14 protein-coding genes are annotated in these 17276 nt (G+C 73.4%); 6 read left to right on the top strand and 8 right to left on the bottom strand.

Going from position 1 to position 17276, the window contains the following annotated elements; genetic code table 11:
- The 3 genes from AYX06_RS10260 to AYX06_RS10250 all read right to left on the bottom strand — a co-directional run bounded on the left by AYX06_RS10260 (position 1) and on the right by AYX06_RS10250 (position 4012).
- Complete coding sequence (locus tag AYX06_RS10260) at positions 1–1302, bottom strand: Nramp family divalent metal transporter (RefSeq protein ID WP_062735683.1); 1302 nt, start codon at positions 1300–1302, stop codon at positions 1–3.
- Between the two features lie 161 nt (positions 1303–1463).
- The gene (locus AYX06_RS10255; protein WP_062735682.1) at positions 1464–3248 is read right to left on the bottom strand and encodes an N-acetylglutaminylglutamine amidotransferase; all 1785 of its coding nucleotides are present in this window, start codon (positions 3246–3248) and stop codon (positions 1464–1466) included.
- A gap of 74 nt (positions 3249–3322) precedes the next feature.
- A complete protein-coding gene (locus AYX06_RS10250; protein WP_062735681.1) occupies positions 3323–4012 on the bottom strand; it encodes a TetR/AcrR family transcriptional regulator in 690 nt (229 codons plus the stop codon).
- 154 nt (positions 4013–4166) lie between these two features.
- Here AYX06_RS10250 and AYX06_RS10245 point away from each other — a divergent pair, with 154 nt between their 5' ends.
- Genes AYX06_RS10245 through AYX06_RS10220 form a run of 6 tightly spaced genes read left to right on the top strand, consistent with a single transcriptional unit; the run spans position 4167 to position 12925 of the window.
- Positions 4167–5018, top strand: a complete 852-nt coding sequence (locus tag AYX06_RS10245) for an urea amidolyase associated protein UAAP1 (RefSeq protein ID WP_062735680.1) — start codon at positions 4167–4169, stop codon at positions 5016–5018.
- A gap of 31 nt (positions 5019–5049) precedes the next feature.
- On the top strand, positions 5050–5757 hold the full coding sequence (locus AYX06_RS10240; RefSeq protein WP_084271569.1) for an urea amidolyase associated protein UAAP2: 708 nt from the start codon (positions 5050–5052) through the stop codon (positions 5755–5757).
- 2 nt (positions 5758–5759) lie between these two features.
- Entirely contained in the window at positions 5760–9521 is a 3762-nt protein-coding gene (gene uca, locus AYX06_RS10235; RefSeq protein WP_084271568.1) for an urea carboxylase, read from the top strand.
- A gap of 36 nt (positions 9522–9557) precedes the next feature.
- Positions 9558–10895 carry an allophanate hydrolase gene (locus tag AYX06_RS10230; RefSeq protein WP_062735679.1) on the top strand — a complete coding sequence of 446 codons (1338 nt, stop codon included), beginning with the start codon at positions 9558–9560 and terminating at the stop codon, positions 10893–10895.
- On the top strand, positions 10885–11418 hold the full coding sequence (locus AYX06_RS20475) for an allophanate hydrolase-related protein (protein ID WP_147017574.1): 534 nt from the start codon (positions 10885–10887) through the stop codon (positions 11416–11418). The genes AYX06_RS10230 and AYX06_RS20475 overlap by 11 nt, the downstream gene beginning before the upstream one ends.
- Before the next feature lie 55 nt (positions 11419–11473).
- Positions 11474–12925 (top strand): amidase, encoded by a 1452-nt coding sequence (locus AYX06_RS10220; RefSeq protein WP_062735677.1) that lies wholly within the window; start codon positions 11474–11476, stop codon positions 12923–12925.
- Between the two features lie 150 nt (positions 12926–13075).
- Here the strand turns inward: AYX06_RS10220 and AYX06_RS10215 are convergent, their stop codons facing one another.
- The 5 genes from AYX06_RS10215 to AYX06_RS10195 all read right to left on the bottom strand — a co-directional run bounded on the left by AYX06_RS10215 (position 13076) and on the right by AYX06_RS10195 (position 17255).
- Complete coding sequence (locus AYX06_RS10215; protein WP_084271567.1) at positions 13076–13696, bottom strand: methylated-DNA--[protein]-cysteine S-methyltransferase; 621 nt, start codon at positions 13694–13696, stop codon at positions 13076–13078.
- A complete protein-coding gene (locus tag AYX06_RS10210; protein WP_062735676.1) occupies positions 13693–14193 on the bottom strand; it encodes an RNA polymerase sigma factor in 501 nt (166 codons plus the stop codon). The genes AYX06_RS10215 and AYX06_RS10210 overlap by 4 nt, the downstream gene beginning before the upstream one ends.
- A 160-nt stretch (positions 14194–14353) precedes the next feature.
- Positions 14354–15358, bottom strand: a complete 1005-nt coding sequence (locus AYX06_RS10205; protein WP_084271566.1) for a LacI family DNA-binding transcriptional regulator — start codon at positions 15356–15358, stop codon at positions 14354–14356.
- Between the two features lie 172 nt (positions 15359–15530).
- A complete protein-coding gene (locus AYX06_RS10200) occupies positions 15531–16829 on the bottom strand; it encodes an MFS transporter (protein WP_062735674.1) in 1299 nt (432 codons plus the stop codon).
- Positions 16830–16886: 57 nt separating this feature from the next.
- Positions 16887–17255, bottom strand: a complete 369-nt coding sequence (locus tag AYX06_RS10195; RefSeq protein ID WP_062735673.1) for an L-rhamnose mutarotase — start codon at positions 17253–17255, stop codon at positions 16887–16889.
- Positions 17256–17276 lie beyond the last annotated feature (21 nt).

Here is a 17276-nt window from a genome sequence, read left to right as displayed (position 1 = left end):
TCAGCCGCCGACGAGCGGTGCGACGGCCTTCACCAGCTGCTGGGCGCCCAGGACGCCGAAGAGCAGGGCGGTGATCCCCAGCGCGGTGTTGGTGTGCCACCTGTTGGCCCACTCCTTGGGGATCCGGCGGCCGTTGAGCAGGCCCAGCAGGGTGAGCGCCAGGAAGGGCATGAACAGGGAGCCCAGGACGCCGTAGGCGAGGATCAGGCCGATGGGCTGGCCCAGGGCGAAGAGGAGCATGGGCGGGAACGTCAGCCAGAGCACGTAGAAGCGGAAGTACTTGCCGCCGACCCGGGTGTCGGGGTGGCCGGACTCCTTGCCGCGGATGTTCCCCCAGAAGTCGGCGAACATCAGGGACACGCCGTTCCACACGCCGATGATCGAGGAGAAGGAGGCGGCCCAGAATCCCACGAGGAAGCCGGTGCCGACCACGTCGCCGTACTCCGCGCGGAGCACGGCGTAGAGGTCCAGCAGGCCCTCGTCCCCGGAGCTGAGCGCCACGCCCGCGGAGCGGACCACCTCGGCGCCGACGATCAGCATGGCGATGACGAAGATGCCTGTGACCACGTAGGCCACGGAGTTGTCGATCCGCATGACGCGCATCCACTTGGGCGTGTACCAGCCCTTCTCCCGCAGCCAGTAGCCGTAGGCGGCCAGCGTGATGGTGCCGCCGACCCCACCGGCGAGGGCCAGCGTGTAGAGCACCCCGCCCTCCGGGATGACCGGCACGAGGCCCCCGATCATCTCGGGGACGTTGGGGGTGGCGATGACCGCCAGCCCCACCACGGTGACGAACATCAGGCCGACCAGCGCGGCGGTGATCTTCTCGAAGGTGGCGTACCTGCCGAACCACACCATGACGAACCCGAGCAGCCCCATGATGATCGCCCAGGCCCACAGGGGCAGGACGGGGAAGACCGCGGCCAGCGGCAGCGCGGCGGAGGACATCGCGGTGGCGCCGTAGACGAAGCCCCAGATCATGATGTACGGCCCGAAGTACCACGTGGTCCAGCGGCCCAGGGAGCGCCAGCCCTCGAAGATGGTGCGTCCCGTGGCGAGCGTGAAGCGCCCGGCGCCCTCCACCAGGATGATCTTCAGGATCACGCCGAGGACCACGGCCCACAGCAGCCCGTAGCCGTAGCGGGATCCGGCCACCAGGGTGGCGACCATGTCCGCGGCGCCCACACCGGTGGCCGCGACCACCAGTCCCGGGCCCACGATCTTCCACTTGGCGGGGGCCCCGCCGTCGTCGTCCGTGCGGGCGGCGTGCGCCCCGAAGTCGTGGTCGTTCTCTGTGCGCAATGCGTGTCCTCGTCGTTCCGTCCGGTGCGCGTTCCGTGGCGGAACCGGCCGGCGAAGGCGCTGCGGTACCGACGTCCGCACCGGAGTCGCTGTGCTCCGAGACACAGTACAGGGTGGGCGCACCGGGCGAGCGCCCACGTCCGCCCGTGCCCGAGCCCCGGTCAGGAGATGCCGTTCTCCTGCAGCCACATCTCGAGCAGCCCCAGCTGCCACAGCACGTTGGAGCGCAGCGGCGTGTGGTGCCGGTTGGGGTCCGCCAGCAGGGACTCCACCACCTCGGAGTTGTAGAGCCCGCGCCGCACCGCCGCCGGGTCGGTCAGCGCCGCCTCGACCCGGTCCAGGGTCCCGCCCTCCAGGGTGCGGATCGCCGGGACCGGGAAGTAGCCCTTCTTCCGGTCGATGACCTCGTCCGGGACGATCCCGCGCGCGGCGCGCTTGAGCACGCCCTTGCCGCCGTCGGCGAGCTTGAGCTCCGGCGGGATGCGCCCGGCGAACTCCACGAGCTCGTGGTCCAGGAACGGCACCCGGGCCTCGAGGCCCCAGGCCATGGTCATGTTGTCCACCCGCTTCACCGGGTCGTCCACGAGCATCACCGTGGAGTCGGTGCGCAGCGCGGCGTCGACGGCCGTCTCGGCCCCCGGGCGGCCGAAGTGGCGCTCGATGAACGCCGTGGGCGCGTCGTGGGTCGCCATCCACTCCGGGGACAGCACCTTGGCCAGCCGCGACCACGGGCGGTCGAAGAACGCCTCCGAGTAGGTCTGGCGCGCGTCGTCGCGCGCGACGTCGGCCAGCGGCGGGTACCAGTGGTAGCCGCCCAGCACCTCGTCGGCGCCCTGCCCGGACTGGACGACCTTGACGTGCTTCGAGACCTCCTCGCTGAGCAGGTAGAAGGCCACGCAGTCGTGGCTGATCATCGGCTCGCTCATCGCGGCCACGGTCCGGTCGATCGCCGGGACCAGCCGGGCGTCGTCGATCGCGATCTGGTGATGGTCGGTGCCGAAGCGGCGGGCGACCCGGGAGGAGAACTCGAACTCGTCCCCGGACTCCTCGCCCCGGGACTCGAAGCCGATGCTGAACGTCTGCAGGTCATCCTGCCCGCTCTCCGCGAGCAGGGCCACCACGAGGCTGGAGTCGATCCCGCCGGACAGCAGCACGCCCACCGGCACGTCCGCCACCATGCGCCGCTTCACCGCGGTGCGCAGCTTCTCGACGAGGCCGTCCTGCCAGTCCTGCGCCGACCAGTCCGAGCGGTCCTCGTCCCGGGTGAACTGCGGGTTCCAGTACTCGTGGTCGGAGGCCGACCCGTCCGGCTCGACCGTGCGCACGGTCGCCGGCGGCATCTTGCGCACGCCCTTGAGGATGGTGCGCGGGGCCGGGACCACCGAGTGGAAGGTGAGGTAGTAGGACAGGGCGGTGCGGTCGATCGAGGTGTCGACGTCGCCGGCCGCGAGCAGCGCCTGCACCGTGGAGGCGAACCGCAGCCGGGCCCCCGTGTGGTCCACGTAGAGGGGCTTGATCCCCAGCCGGTCCCGGGCGAGGACCGTGCGCCCGCTCGTGTGCTCGGTGATCGCGAAGGCGAACATGCCGTGGAAGTGGTAGACGCACTCCCGGCCCCAGCGGTGGTAGGCCTTCAGGGCGACCTCGGTGTCCGAGGTGGAGAAGAACTCGTAGCCCATGCCGCGCAGCTCCTCGCGCAGCTGCCGGTAGTTGTAGATCATGCCGTTGAACACGATCGACAGGCCCAGGCGCGAGTCCACCATCGGCTGCCCGCCCGAGGGGCTGAGGTCCACGATCTTCAGCCGGCAGTGGCCCATGGCCACCGGGCCCTGGGCCCAGGCGCCCGATCCGTCCGGTCCGCGGCCGGACTGGGCGCAGGTCATGCGGTGGATCGTGCCCGGGTCCGCGGTCGCGCCGTCGAACCGGACCTCACCGGCGATGCCGCACATCAGCGCTCACCTCCGCCGCAGGTCCAGGAACTGGTCGGGCGGGACGAGTCGTGGCGGGAGAGCATCCTCCCAGTCTAGGCGCTGGGTGCGGGTCGGCGGTCGGTGTCCTCCGCGAGACCGTCCACCAGCTCCAGTGCACGGTCCCGGGTCGGTCCGGTGACGTGCTCGGGGGTGCCCGCGACCCGCAGGGCCGTGTCCGCGATGCGGTGCGCCGCGTCGTCGGGCAGGCGCGGCGCTCTGCGCTGGCGCTGCAGGATCACGTTCTCCACGAGCCCCATGAGCACGGCCGCGTCGAACGGTGTCGCCGGGCGCCCGCTGGTGCGCTCCAGCAGCGTTCCGTAGATCCGCTCCAGCGCGTCCCGGTTCTCGTGGAACTCCTCGAACCCCTCGCCCCGCAGCTCCGGGGCGAAGTAGAGCGCCCCGAGGTTCTGCGGGTCCTCGAGCAGCAGCCGGGTGTCCGCGAAGCACAGGGCCCACAGCAGCACGTGCCCGGGGGCGTCGGCGGCCAGCAGCCGCTCGGCGAGGCGGCGCGAGGGCACCACCGTGCCGAGCACCAGGCGCAGCAGGACCTCCTCCTTGGAGCGGAACCAGTGGTAGACGCTCGCCTGCTGCAGGCCCGCCGCCTCCGCGATCGCGCGGGTGCTCGTCCGGGCGAAGCCGCGGCGCACGAACAGGCCCCCGGCGGCGTGGAGGACGTCCTGCTCGGCCCCGCGCCCCGTGGGGGAGGCGGGATTCTTGCGCGGGCGTCCTCGGCTCTTCGTCACGGGACAGAACCTACCAATCCCGTCCGCCACCCGGTGGGGCGTCCGGACGGACCGCGGAGTTACCTCCCCGAAACGCCCGCCTGACCCGGGGGAAATCCGGCCCTGCTCTAATACCTGTCAAGCGACAGAAAATCCGTCCGAGAAGGAGCCGGCCATGACCGTCACCGAGACCACGTCCACCACCGGGACGACCGCCGGGGCCCGGGCCCACGCCCGCGCCCAGGAGGGCACCGTCGTCGAGTGCAGCCCCACCGTGCCCGCCACGACCTACGGGGACGCCCCGGCGCGGGTGGCGCCGGAGGACATCGTGTGGGCCGAGCGCGTGGCGGGCGGCAACTACACGCACAAGGTCCTGGCCCGCGGCACCGCCGTCCGGCTCACGGACGTGGCCGGCGACGCCTGCGCCTCGGTGCTGCTCTACAACGCCGCGGAGCCGTTCGAACGGCTCAACGTGGCGGACACGATGAAGATCCAGTGGCAGGTCCGCACCGGCGCCGGCCAGGTGCTGCTCTCCGACCAGGGCCGTGCGCTGGCCACCGTGGTGGAGGACAGCTCGGGCCACCACGACGCCCTCTACGGCGCCAGCTCCCGGGCCCGCAACGAGGAGCGCTACGGGGACGGGCAGCCCCAGGGCCCCAGCCCGGCCGGGCGCGAGCTGCTCGTCCTGGCGGGCGCCAAGCACGGGCTCTCCCGGCGCGACGTCCCGCCCTGCGTCTCGTTCTTCCAGGGCGTGGAGGTCGGTCCCTCCGGCCGGCCGGTGTTCACGGGCTCCGCCGGGGCGGGCGCCTCGCTGACCCTGGTCACCGAGATGCCGTGCGTGCTGCTGCTCGCCAATGCCGCCCACCCCCTGGACCCGCGCGAGGAGTACGTGAGCACTCCGCTCGACGTCGTCGCCTGGCGCGCCCGGGCGACCGCCCCCGAGACCCCCGCCTGGAACTCGGCGCCCGAACGCCGCCGCGCCTACCAGAACACCGCCGAGTACCTCCGCGCCCGCGGCCTGGCCTGAGCCCCTCCAGCGACGAGGAAAGGAACCCACCATGACTGCTCCCACCACCACCCCGGTCCCCGCCACGATCCCCGCCGACCGCGCGGCGGACCTCGCGTCCCGGTTCGGCCCCGAGCTGCGCCGCGAGACCGTGGCCCCGCTCGCCCCCTGGTCCACCGTCCTGCGGGCCGGCCAGGTGCTCACCATCGTGGACGTGGACGGCAACCAGGCCGTCGACTTCCTCGTCTACGACGCCGCGGACACCGCCCGCGCCTACAGTGCGCAGGCCACCCTGCAGGGCCAGGACAGCGTCTACCTGAGCGACGGGTCGGTCCTGCGCAGCAACGAGCACGACCCGCTGCTGACCGTTGTCGGCACGGACGTCGAGCGCCACGACACCCTCGGCGGGGCCTGCTCCAAGGAGTCCAACACCCTGCGCTACGGCCACCACACGTGGTCCCAGCACGGGTGCGCGGACAACTTCCTGGCGGAGCTCTCCACGTACGGCATGGGCAAGCGGGACCAGGTCTCCAACGTCAACTGGTTCATGAACGTCCCGGTGGACCCGGACGGCGCCCTCGGCATCGTGGACGGCATCTCCGCCCCCGGGCTGTCGGTGAGCCTGCGGGCGGAGCGGGACGTGCTGGTGGTGGTCTCCAACTGCCCGCAGGTCAACAACCCGTGCAACGGCTTCGACCCCTCCCGCGCCGAGATGATCGTCTCCGCCGGCACGGTGGCTCCGACCGGTCAGGAGGCGTGAGCATGAGCGCCTTCGACACCGTCCTCGTGGCCAACCGCGGCGAGATCGCCGTGCGGATCATCCGCTCCGTCCAGGCCCTCGGGCTGCGCGCCGTGGCCGTGTACTCGGACGCCGACCGCGGCTCCCTGCACGTGTCCGCCGCCGACGAGGCCGTGCACCTCGGGGCCTCGCCCGCCGCGGAGAGCTATCTGGACATCGCGAGGATCATCGCCGCGGCCGAGCGCACCGGGGCCGGGGCGATCCACCCCGGATACGGGTTCCTCTCCGAGAACACGGACTTCGCCGCGGCCTGCGAGGCCGCCGGGATCGCGTTCGTCGGCCCCACGGAGGAGCAGCTGCGCGTCTTCGGCGCCAAGCACACCGCGCGCGATGCCGCCGTGGCCGCAAACGTGCCCCTGCTCGCCGGCACCGGGCTGCTCGGCTCGCTCGAGGAGGCGCTGGCGCAGGCCGAGGGGATCGGCTGGCCGGTCATGCTCAAGGCCACCGCCGGCGGCGGCGGGATCGGCATGCAGGAGTGCCGTGACGCCGAGGACCTGCGCGCGGCCTGGGAGAGCGTCCGGCGCGTGGCCGGGGCGAACTTCTCCTCCGCCGGGGTCTTCCTGGAGCGGCTCGTGGACCGCGCCCGGCACGTCGAGGCGCAGGTCTTCGGCGACGGGCGCGGCGACGTCCTCGTGGTCGGGGACCGGGACTGCACCCTGCAGCGCCGCCACCAGAAGGTGGTCGAGGAGGCCCCGGCCCCCGACCTGCCCGAGCACGTGTGCGCCACGATCCACGACGCCGCCCGGCGGCTGTGCGCCTCCGTGGACTACCGCTCCGCCGGCACGGTCGAGTTCATCTACGACCCCGACCGCCAGGAGGCGGCGTTCCTCGAGGTGAACACCCGCCTGCAGGTCGAGCACCCCGTCACCGAGGCGGTCTACGGCGTGGACCTCGTCGAGTGGATGCTCCGCCTGGCCGGGGGGGACCGCACCATGATGGACGCCGAGCTCATCGCCCGCGGCGCCGCCGTGGAGGCCCGGGTCTACGCGGAGAACCCCGACCTGGACAACCTGCCCAGCGCCGGCACCGTGACCGGCCTGGTGGTCCCGGACGGCATCCGGGTGGACTCCTGGATCGAGGTCGGCTCCGAGGTCAGCGCCTTCTACGACCCGCTGCTGAGCAAGTTCGTCGCCCACGGCGCGGACCGCGAGCAGGCCTGGGCGCGGCTGGGGGAGGCCCTCGAGCAGGCCCGCGTGCACGGGGTGGCCACGAACCTGGGCGTGCTCCGGGCGATCCCGCAGCTGCCCGCGGTCCGCGACGTCGAGCACTCCACCGCCACCCTGGAGGGCGTGCGCAGCGCCCAGCCGCGCCTGGAGGTCCTGAAGTCCGGGCTGCTGACCACCGTCCAGGACCGGCCCGGGCGGATCGGGTACTGGCCGGTGGGCATCCCGCCGTCGGGCCCGATGGACGAGCTGTCCTTCCGGCTGGGCAACGAGGCGCTCGGCAACCCCGAGCGCGCCGCCGGCCTCGAGGTGACGATGGCCGGGCCGACCCTGCGCTTCCACACTCCGGCCCGGGTGATGGTCACGGGCGCCCCGGTCGAGGTGCTGGTGAACCGGGAGCCGGCGGCGCAGTGGGCCGTGCTCGAGCTCGCCGCCGGGGACGTGCTGGCGATCGGGCGCGCCGAGCAGGGCATGCGCGCCTACCTGCTCGTCGAGGGCGGGCTGGACGTCCCGCTGGTGCTGGGCTCCGCGGCCACCTTCGTGCAGGGCGAGATCGGCGGGGCCGCCGGCCGCGCGCTCGCTCCCGGCGACGTCCTGGGGATCAGCACCCCGGCCGTGCCGCACGAGGTCGCCGACGTCCCGCTCGCCGAGCGCCCCCAGGTGGGCGCCTACTGGGAGGTCGGGGTGCTCGAGGGCCCCCACGCCGCCCCCGAGTTCTTCACCACCGCCGACATGGAGGAGTTCTACGCCGCGGACTGGGAGGTCCACTTCAACTCCGACCGCACCGGTGTGCGCCTCGTGGGCCCCAAGCCCCAGTGGGCCCGCCGTGACGGCGGCGAGGCCGGACTGCACCCCTCCAACATCCACGACACCCCCTACGCCGTGGGCGCGGTGGACTACACCGGCGACATGCCCATCCTGCTCGGCCCCGACGGTCCCAGCCTGGGCGGGTTCACCTGCCCGGCCACGGTGGCCGAGGGGCAGAAGTGGAAGCTGGGCCAGCTGCGCGCCGGGGACCGGGTGCGCTTCGTGCCCATCACCCAGGCGCAGGCCGCGCAGCTGCGCCGCGAGCCCCGCGCCCGGGTGCTCGCCGACCGCGCGGCCGTGGTCGACGGCGGCGTGGTCACCGCCGTGGCGGCCACCGGCGACCGCCCGTCCCTGACCGTGCGCCGCAGCGGGGACGCGAACATGCTCGTCGAGTACGGCGCGATGACCCTGGACATCGCCTCCCGGATGCGGATCGAGGCGCTGCGCCGGGCCCTCCAGGAGCAGATCGACGACGGTTCGCTCCCCGGGGTGCTCGAGCTGACCCCGGGCATCCGGTCCCTGCAGATCCACCTCGACCCGGAGCTGCTCGGCCTGGACGAGGTCCTGGAGCGGGTGCTGGCCCTCGACTCCGCGCTGCCCGCCACCCACGACCTCCGGCTGCCCAGCCGCACCGTGCACCTGCCGCTGTCCTGGGACGACCCCGCCACCCGCGAGGCCATCCGCCGGTACGAGAAGGGCGTGCGCGACGACGCTCCGTGGTGCCCCTGGAACATCGAGTTCATCCGGCGGATCAACGGCCTGGACTCGGTCGAGGACGTGCGCTCGGTGCTCTTCGAGGCCGAGTACCTGGTCCTGGGCCTGGGCGACGTCTACCTCGGGGCGCCCGTGGCCACCCCGGTGGACCCCCGGCACCGGCTCGTGACCACGAAGTACAACCCGGCCCGCACGTGGACGCCGCAGAACGCCGTGGGCATCGGCGGCGCCTACCTGTGCGTCTACGGGATGGAGGGCCCCGGCGGCTACCAGTTCGTGGGCCGGACCACCCAGGTGTGGTCCACCCACCGGCAGCGCGGGCCCTACGAGGAGGGCACCCCCTGGCTGCTGCGCTTCTTCGACCGGATCAAGTGGTACCCGGTGTCCCCCGAGGAGCTCGAGGGCATGCGTGCGGACATGGCCGTGGGCCGGCTGCCGCTGCGGGTCGAGGAGGGCGAGTTCTCCATGGCCGAGTACGCGGCCTTCCTGGCCGAGCACCGGGAGGGCATCGACGCCTTCGAGGCCCGCCGCCGCTCCGCCTTCGACGCCGAGCGGCAGGCCTGGGAGGACGCCGGGGAGTTCGAGCGCGTGGCCGCGCTCGCGGAGGTCGCCGCGGAGGAAGACGTCGCCGTGGAGATCCCCGACGGCTGCGAGGGCGTCGAGGCGCAGTTCGCCGCCAACGTCTTCCGGGTCGACGTCCGGGCCGGGGACCGGGTCCGGGAGGGCCAGACCCTCATGGCGGTCGAGGCCATGAAGATGGAGGCGCCCGTGATCGCCCCCGTGGACGGCGTGGTGCACAGCGTCGTCGTCGAGCCCGGCGCGCACGTGGGCCCGGGCGCGGTGCTGGCCGTGGTCCGCCCGGACAAGAACAGCCCGGACCCGGTCGGCCCGGGCGTCGTCGGTACGGACACGGACGTGCCGGACGCGTCCGTCACGGAGGCGGCCCCGCAGGCGCCGGCCACGACGGCGGATGATCCGGCCGCGGACGTGAACGGACCGGCCGCACCCGCGGACGCGCCCGCCGTGGCCCGGACCGCCTGAGCCGCGGCGCGGATCCCGAGAACGAGGAGGACAGAGATGACGACCACCACCACGGCCGCCCCCACCATGAACGGGCCCGCACCGGCGGAGCGCGCCGCCCACGATCTCGTGGCGCAGCGCTACCGGCTGATCGAGGAGGCGGACCGGCCCGAGGTCTGGATCGGCCTGCGCCCGGAGGCCGACGTGGCCGCGGACGTCGCCCGGGCCCTGGCCGCCCGCGCGGCGGGCGAGCACCTGCCGCTCGCCGGCACGCTGTTCGCGGTGAAAAACAACATCGACGTGGCCGGGCTGCCGACCACGGCGGCCTGTCCCGCCTTCGCCTACGAGCCCGCGGCCGACGCCACGGTGGTGCGCCGGCTCAAGGACGCCGGCGCCGTGGTGCTCGGCAGCACCAACCTCGACCAGTTCGCGACCGGGCTCGTCGGCACCCGCAGCCCGTACGGCGCCGTGCGGCACGCCGAGGACCCCACGCGGATCTCCGGCGGGTCCAGCAGCGGTTCCGGCGTGGCCGTGGCCCTCGGGTTCGCCGACTTCGCCCTCGGCACGGACACCGCCGGCTCCGGCCGGGTGCCCGCCGCCCTGCATGGGCTCTACGGCGTCAAGCCCACCAAGGGCGTGGTGCCCGCCAGCGGGGTGGTGCCGGCCTGCCGCAGCCAGGACGTGGTGACCACCATGGCCCGCGAGCTCCGCCTGGCCCGGCTCGCGGCGGACGTCATGGCCGGCGTCGACGACGGCGACGCCCGCTCCCGCGCCTGCGTCCCGCGGCGCGCAGCCGGGCTCGAGCGCGTCATCGGGTACGCCGTGCCCGAGCAGCTGGGCGAGCTCGCCCCCGGCTGGGCCGAGGCCTACGACGCCGCGGTGCGGCAGTTCGAGGACCGCGGGTTCCGCACCGAGCCGGTCGACGTCGAGCCGTTCCTCGACGCCGCGGCTCTGCTCTACGACGGCGCGTTCGTCGCCGAGCGCTGGACGGCCGTGGGCGCCTTCGTGGAGGCCCGCCCCGGGGAGGTCGACCCGACGGTGGGGCGGATCATCGCCGCGGCCGGGCGGATCCCGGCCCACCGGGTCTTCGCCGACCAGGAGTTCCTGGACGGCTGCGCCCGCACGGCCCGCCGGGTGTTCGGTGCGATCGACGCCCTCGTGCTGCCCACCACCACCTTCCACCCCACCCTCGCCGAGCTCGAGGCCGACCCCGTGGGCGCCAACAGCCGGATGGGCCGCTTCACGAACTTCGCCAACCTGCTCGACCTCGCCGCGCTCGCGGTGCCGGCGGGCCGGGTGGACGGCCTGCCGTTCGGCGTGCAGCTGGTGGGGGACACCTTCGAGGACGCCCGGCTCGTGGACGTGGCCCGGGAGAGCGGCTTCGGTGGCTGCTGAGACCGCGTCCTCGCCCGCCGTGCGCACGGCGGATGCGTGCTCGGCCAGTGCGGCTGCAGACGGTGCGGCTGCGGACGGTGCGGCTGCGGACGGTGCGCCCTCGGGTGCCGCCTCCGCGGTCGCCGGTCCCGGCGCCCCGGAGCTGCTGCTCGTGGTCGCGGGAGCGCACCTGCGCGGCCAGCCGCTGCACCACCAGCTGGCCGAGCGCTCCGCCCGGTTCGTGGAGGCCACCACCACGGCCCCCGAGTACCGGATGTTCGCCCTGGACACCGTGCCGGCCAAGCCAGGGGTGCTCCGCGTCCCGGACGGCGGGGCCGCCCTGGCCGTGGAGGTCTGGGCGCTGGGCGCCGCGGCGTTCGGCACCTTCGTGGCCGGGCTGTCCGCGCCCATGGCCATCGGCCGGGTCCGCCTCGCCGACGGCCGGGAGCTGCCCGGGTTCCTCGTGGAGCCGTGCGCGCTCGAGGGCGCGCAGGACATCACGGCCCACGGCGGCTGGGTCGCCTACCGCGAGGCGTCCGCCTGACCGGCGCGGGACCGCCTCCGCCGGCTCACGGCTCATGGGCCGTACGGTGGCGAGCATGAGCACGAACACCACCGACCTCTGCCTGCTGTCTGCCCGGGACCTCGCCGCGGCCGTCCGTTCCCGGACCGTGTCCGCGCGGGAGGTGCTCGACGCCCACTTCGCCCGGATCGACGCCGTGAACCCGGCCGTCAACGCCGTGGTCACCCAGGTCCGGGAAGAGGCCTACGCGGCGGCCGCGCGAGCCGACGAGCGCACCGCCGTCACCCCGGCGGACGAGCTGCCGCCCCTGCACGGGGTGCCGATGACCCACAAGGACACCCACGCCACCGCCGGGATCCGCACCACCCTGGGCTCCCCGGTGTTCGCCGAGCACGTGCCCGACCACGACGACCTGATCGTGGCCCGCTTCCGGGCGGCCGGGGTGATCAGCACCGGCAAGAACAACGTGCCCGAGTTCGCCGCCGGCTCGCACAGCTTCAACGAGCTCTTCGGCACCACGCACAACCCCTACGACCGCACCCGCAGCGCCGGCGGCTCCAGCGGCGGGGCGGCCGCGGCGATCGCCTCCCGCATCCAGCCCCTGGGCGACGGCTCCGACATGGGCGGGTCCCTGCGCAACCCGGCCGCGTTCTGCAACATCACCGGATTCCGCCCCTCCGCAGGCGTCGTGCCCTCGACGCCGGCCGGCAACGCCTGGGCGTGGCTGGGCCGGTCCGGCCCCCTCGCCCGCAGCGTGGACGACCTCGCCCTGGCGATGTCCGTGCTGGCCGGACCGGACCCTCGGATCCCCCTGGCCTGCCCGGCGGACCGGGCCGGATTCCGGGCGCTGGCGGCCGAGGCCCCCGCCGACCCGGATGCCCGTCCCCTCGCCGGCGTCCGGATCGGGCTGAGCACGGACTTCGGCCTCGGCGTCCCGGTGGAACCGGGGATCGTCGAGGTCCTGAGGGACCAGGCGCGGGTGTTCGAGGAGCTCGGGGCCGTGGTCGAGGAGGCCGTGCCCGACCTGCGCGACGCCGACGAGGTCTTCGACACGACCCGGGCCTTCGACATGGCCGGAAACCTGCGCACCGTGGTCGCCGAGCACCGGGAGCTCGTGAAGCCGGAGATCGTCTGGAACGTGGAGAAGGGACTCGCGCTCACCGCCGAGCAGCTCATGGACGCCGCCCTGGCGCGCACCCGCCTGCACGAGGCGGTGCGCGCGTTCTTCGACCGGTGGGACGTGCTGCTGACGCCCACCTCCCAGGTGCTGCCGTTCCCCTCCGAGGAGCGCTGGCCCCGCACGGTCGCTGGTATGCCGATGCAGACATATGTCGAGTGGATGCGCTCGGCCAGCCTGATCTCGGCCACCGGGTGCCCGGCCGTCTCGGTCCCGGGTGGCTTCACCGGCGGCGGTCTGCCGGTGGGTCTGCAGCTGGTCGCCGCGCACGGCCGCGACGTCGAGCTGCTGCGGACGGCCCGCGCCTACGACCGGGCCACGCGGCACGCGGAGATCGCGCCGAGGATCTGAACGGGGCGGCTCGAGCCGGTTCCGCCGCGTCCTGACTCCCGGGCCGGACCGGCTGCGCCGGAACGTCCGGGTCGGGGCTCCTGCGCCGGAACGTCCGGGTCGGGGCTCCTGCGCCGTGCTCCTGGACAACGGGCACGGCGCAGGCAGGTCTCAGGCGGCGGCCTCCAGCTCGAGCAGCACCGACTTCGCCTCCAGCCCGCCGATGTACCCGCCCAGGCCGCCGTCGCCGCGCAGCACACGGTGGCAGGGGACGACCACCGGCAGCGGATTCGTGGCGCAGGCCGTGCCCACCGCCCGCACCGCCTGCGGACGCCCGACCGACCGGGCCACCGCGCTGTACGACTGCGTGCTGCCGTAGTCGATGCCCGGCAGGTGCTCCTGGACCAGGCGGCGGAAACCCCGCGAGAGCGAGCGGTCCAGGGGGAGGTCGAAGCGGGTGCGGGTCCCGGCGAAGTACTCCCGCAGCTGCTCCACCGCCGGCTCCAGCCGGGCCGGGGCGTGCAGGATCCGCGGACCGAGCCGGTCGGCCAGGTCCGCCAGGACCTTCTCGTGGTCCTCCCGGGCGTAGGCGACCCGCACCAGACCCCGCTCCGTGGCGGCGAGCAGCAGCGTCCCCACCGGGGTCTCGAGCGTGGTGTACGCGACGTCGAGGACTCCCACGGCTGCGGCGGCGTCCTCCAGCCGCCGGTGCAGACGCTCGAGGGTGCTGCCCGGCACGGGGACGGATGTCAGGAGGGCTTCCGGCCGCGGGGTGTGCTGGTCGGTGCTCATCGGTCCTCTCCTTCGAGATCGGTCGTGGTCAGGGCCCGGCGCAGGGCGGCGAGGCCGTCGGCGGCGGCCCGGCGGGCGGCCTCCGGGGTGCCGCCCAGCAGCTCGGCGATCTGCCGGTAGGGCAGCCCGCCCAGATAGCGGTAGGCCACGACGTGGCGCTGCCGGGGCGGCAGGGCGGCCACCGCCGCCCACACCGGGGAGTCGTGCTCGGGTGTCGCGTCCCGGTGCGCGGGCGGTTCCGGCAGGACCGCCACCGGCACCGCCGCCCTCGCCCGGGCCCGGACCACGTCCACCGCCTTGCGGTGGGCGATGGTGACCAGCCACGCCTGCACGTTGGCCGTGTCCGGGAGGCCGGGATAGGCGCGCATCGCGGCCACGAACGTCTCCGACCACGCGTCCTCGGCGTCCGCAGGAATGCTCAGGACCGCCCGGCAGACCCGCCACACGACCGGACCGTGCTGGGTCACCAGCGTCTCGAAAGGCTGTTTCGTCGTCATCACCCCGTAGACGTCCGAGGGGGCCGGAACGTGAGACCGAAGCGTGAATCATTCCGCGCGGGTCACGACAAGTGTGTCCGGGGATCGGGCGCGGTGCTGTGGACCCGCCACGAACGGGCCGGTGGGTGTGCGGTCCGTCCCACGGATTCTCCGCGCCGTGTCAGGTGGGAAGCCGCGTGGATTCTCGGACGACGAGTTCCGGCGGGAAGCTGACGTGGCGGTGCCGGTGCTCGGGGTCGGCAACCTCGTCCTCGAGCAGCTCCACGGCCGTGCGGCCCATGAGCCGGCTCGGTTGGCGGATCGAGGACAGGGGGACGACGGCCGAGGTGGCGAAGTCGATGTCGTCGTAGCCGATGAGCGCGACGTCCTCGGGCACCCGGAGGCTGTGGGTGAACACAAAGGCCTGGAGCAGGCCTAGGCCCAGCAGGTCGTTGGCCGCGAACACCGCCTCGGGCCGGCGTGCCGCGGGGCGGGAAAGCATCGCCGCCCCGGCCCGCCGGCCCTCCAGCACGGTGAGGGCGTCGGTCGGTACGACCTCGAGCGACGCTCCGGGCACCTGCGCCACGGCCTGCTCGGCTCCCGCGTGCCGGTCCACGACCTGGTGCAGCGTGGCGGGGCCGCCCACGAAGGCGATCCGGCGGGCTCCCCCGGCCAGCAGGTGCTCGACGGCCATGCGCCCGCCCTCGACGTCGTCCACGGCCAGCGAGCAGTAGCGGGACGGGGGCGCGTGCTCGTCCACGAGCACCACGGGGATGCCCCGAGCACGCAGGGTCTCGATCCGTGACCGCTCCGGGGTCTGCGGGGTGACGAGCACGCCGCGCACCCGCTGTTCCTCGAACAGGTCCAGGTAGAGGTTCTCCCGGTCCGGGGACTGCCCGGCGTTGCCCATGATCACGGCCTGCCCCAGTTTCTCGGCGGCCGTCTCCGCACCCAGGGCGATCTCGTTGTAGAAGGGGTTCGCCGAGTCCTGCACCACGAGTCCCACGGTGCGCGAGCGGCCGGCCTTGAGCTGCCGGGCGACGTCGTTGCGGACGTACCCCAGGTCGTCGATCACCTGGAGCACCCGACGCCGACGATCGGCGGAGACGGCCTCCGGGCGGTTGAGGACGTTGGACACGGTGCCGATGGAGACCCCTGCCTCCCGGGCGACATCCTTGATGCTCACCGTCGGTCGCTCAGGAGCCACGTCGTCACTTTCCCTCGGGTACGTGCGGAGCCTCGATTCTAGCGAGCACGGCGCGGAGGGAGGGGGCGTTCCGCCTCGCCGCGCGGGACGGGGCTCCGGCCCATCCGCGTCCCGCCGATGGGCCGGAGCCCCTTGTCCCCACCGCGCCGGTTCAGACCGTCGTCCGGGCAGGCCGGGGAACCGGTTTGCCGTAGCGCTCCTCCTCGATCTGCTCCAGGCTCTTGCCCCGGGTGTCCGGGGCTCCGACCACACCGATGAGCAGCGCGGCCACGAGAGCGCCGATCATGATCATGCCCACGAACGGCACGCCGTGCTCGGCGAGCAGGGTGGGGAACCAGTAGCTGAGCAGACCCACGACGATGCGTGCGACGAAGAAGAGCACGCCCTGCGCGCTGGCCCGGTAGCGGGTCGCGAACATCTCCGCGGCCCAGAGGGCGTAGAACGCCTGGGCGCCGATGCCGGCGGAGACGCCCCAGAGGACGGCGAAGAGGATCAGCACCGGCATGGTGACGTGGGCGAAGACGAGCAGGAGCCAGGCGACGATGCCCAGTACGGCGCCGATGCCGTAGAGCAGGCGGCGGTCGACGCGGTCGCCGTAGCGCATGAAGCCGAACCAGGTGGCCAGCACCGTGAAGCTCCACAGGAGCACCTGGAGCAGGTTCTGCTGGGTGGCCGACTCCACACCGGCGGTCTCGTACACCCGCGGCATGAAGATGCCCATCTGACCGGCGACGAGGTTCCACAGGGCGTAGACGCCGATGAGGAAGAACAGGGCCTTGAGATTGGTCGAGCTGGTGAGCAGCTCGCGGTAGTTGCGCCGCTTGATCCCGGTGGCCTCCGAGGCGCGCCGCTCCTCGTCCGACTTCTTCCAGGTGTGGGACTCGGAGAGCCCTCGGCGGACCCACCAGGTGATGAAGGCGACGACGAACAGGTGGGCGAAGACGATGCGGCTCCCCAGCAGCCCCAGCGGGACCACGAAGGTGGCGAACAGGAACACCAGCGCCGGAGCCAGCGACCACGCGAACTGGGCGGTGCCCACGTGCTTCGCACGGTCCTCCGACGGCGCCTCCTCGGCGATGTAGGTCCAGGCCACCGGCACGCCCGCGCCCACGGCGATGCCGGTCAGGATCACCCCGAGCACCAGCATCCACGGGGCGACGGCGAAGATCACGAACGCGGTGCCGATCATGTAGAGGATCAGGTCGTAGGTGTAGATGAACTTGCGTCCGTACCGGTCGCCGAGCGGGCCGCCGATCATCGCGCCCAGGGCCGCGCCGAAGGCGTTGGCGCTGAGCGCGGCCACGAGGCCGACGGCGAGGTTGGTGAAGCCGAAGTACTCCTGCCACAGCCCGAGGCTGGTGGCCAGGGCGATGATGGACCCCGCTTCGATGTAGTTGGACATGGAGACCGCGATGGTGGCCTTCCAGCCTCCGAGCTTGGTGGTGGTCATGGGTGATCCTTCGACGACGGTGACGGTGGTGGCGCGGAGCGCACGACGGGGGCCGGGTCAGGCGAGGTGGAAGTACTGCAGCAGCGGCTCGGGGCGCGAGCCCTCGACGAAGTACTGGGCCATCTCGGCCTGCCAGCGCGTGTTGACGGGATGCTCGGCCATGCGCTGCTCGGTCGCGGCGGTGTCCTCGGCCTCGAAGCAGCCGACCACCAGCCCGTCCTCGGGGCGCAGGAACAGGGAGTAGTTCCGCCAGCCCGTCTCGTGCAGCGCGGCGAGCATCTCGGGCCAGACCCGCTGGTGCACCTCCACGTACTCGGCCAGCTTCTCGGGCCGGATGTGGAGCAGGAAGCACCGGCGGGTGCGTGTGGTCTCCTCGGGCAGCCGGATCAGTTCCTGCAGCTCCGCAGAAGAGGCGTGGGTGCCCATGCAGGACTCCTTCGTGGTGGA

The organism is Kocuria turfanensis (assembly GCF_001580365.1).
Taxonomy (GTDB): domain Bacteria; phylum Actinomycetota; class Actinomycetes; order Actinomycetales; family Micrococcaceae; genus Kocuria; species Kocuria turfanensis.
This window is presented reverse-complemented; position numbering and strand designations above follow the sequence as displayed.

Excerpts from the sequence above, each read along its gene's own strand:
- AYX06_RS10215 (WP_084271567.1), bottom strand. The coding sequence starts at position 13,696 with ATGAGCACCGACCAGCACACCCCGCGGCCGGAAGCCCTCCTGACATCC.
- AYX06_RS10255 (WP_062735682.1), bottom strand. The coding sequence starts at position 3,248 with ATGTGCGGCATCGCCGGTGAGGTCCGGTTCGACGGCGCGACCGCGGAC.
- AYX06_RS10210 (WP_062735676.1), bottom strand. The coding sequence starts at position 14,193 with ATGACGACGAAACAGCCTTTCGAGACGCTGGTGACCCAGCACGGTCCG.
- AYX06_RS10200 (WP_062735674.1), bottom strand. The coding sequence starts at position 16,829 with ATGACCACCACCAAGCTCGGAGGCTGGAAGGCCACCATCGCGGTCTCC.
- AYX06_RS10245 (WP_062735680.1), top strand. The coding sequence starts at position 4,167 with ATGACCGTCACCGAGACCACGTCCACCACCGGGACGACCGCCGGGGCC.
- AYX06_RS10230 (WP_062735679.1), top strand. The coding sequence starts at position 9,558 with ATGACGACCACCACCACGGCCGCCCCCACCATGAACGGGCCCGCACCG.
- uca (WP_084271568.1), top strand. The coding sequence starts at position 5,760 with ATGAGCGCCTTCGACACCGTCCTCGTGGCCAACCGCGGCGAGATCGCC.
- AYX06_RS10240 (WP_084271569.1), top strand. The coding sequence starts at position 5,050 with ATGACTGCTCCCACCACCACCCCGGTCCCCGCCACGATCCCCGCCGAC.
- AYX06_RS10195 (WP_062735673.1), bottom strand. The coding sequence starts at position 17,255 with ATGGGCACCCACGCCTCTTCTGCGGAGCTGCAGGAACTGATCCGGCTG.
- AYX06_RS10220 (WP_062735677.1), top strand. The coding sequence starts at position 11,474 with ATGAGCACGAACACCACCGACCTCTGCCTGCTGTCTGCCCGGGACCTC.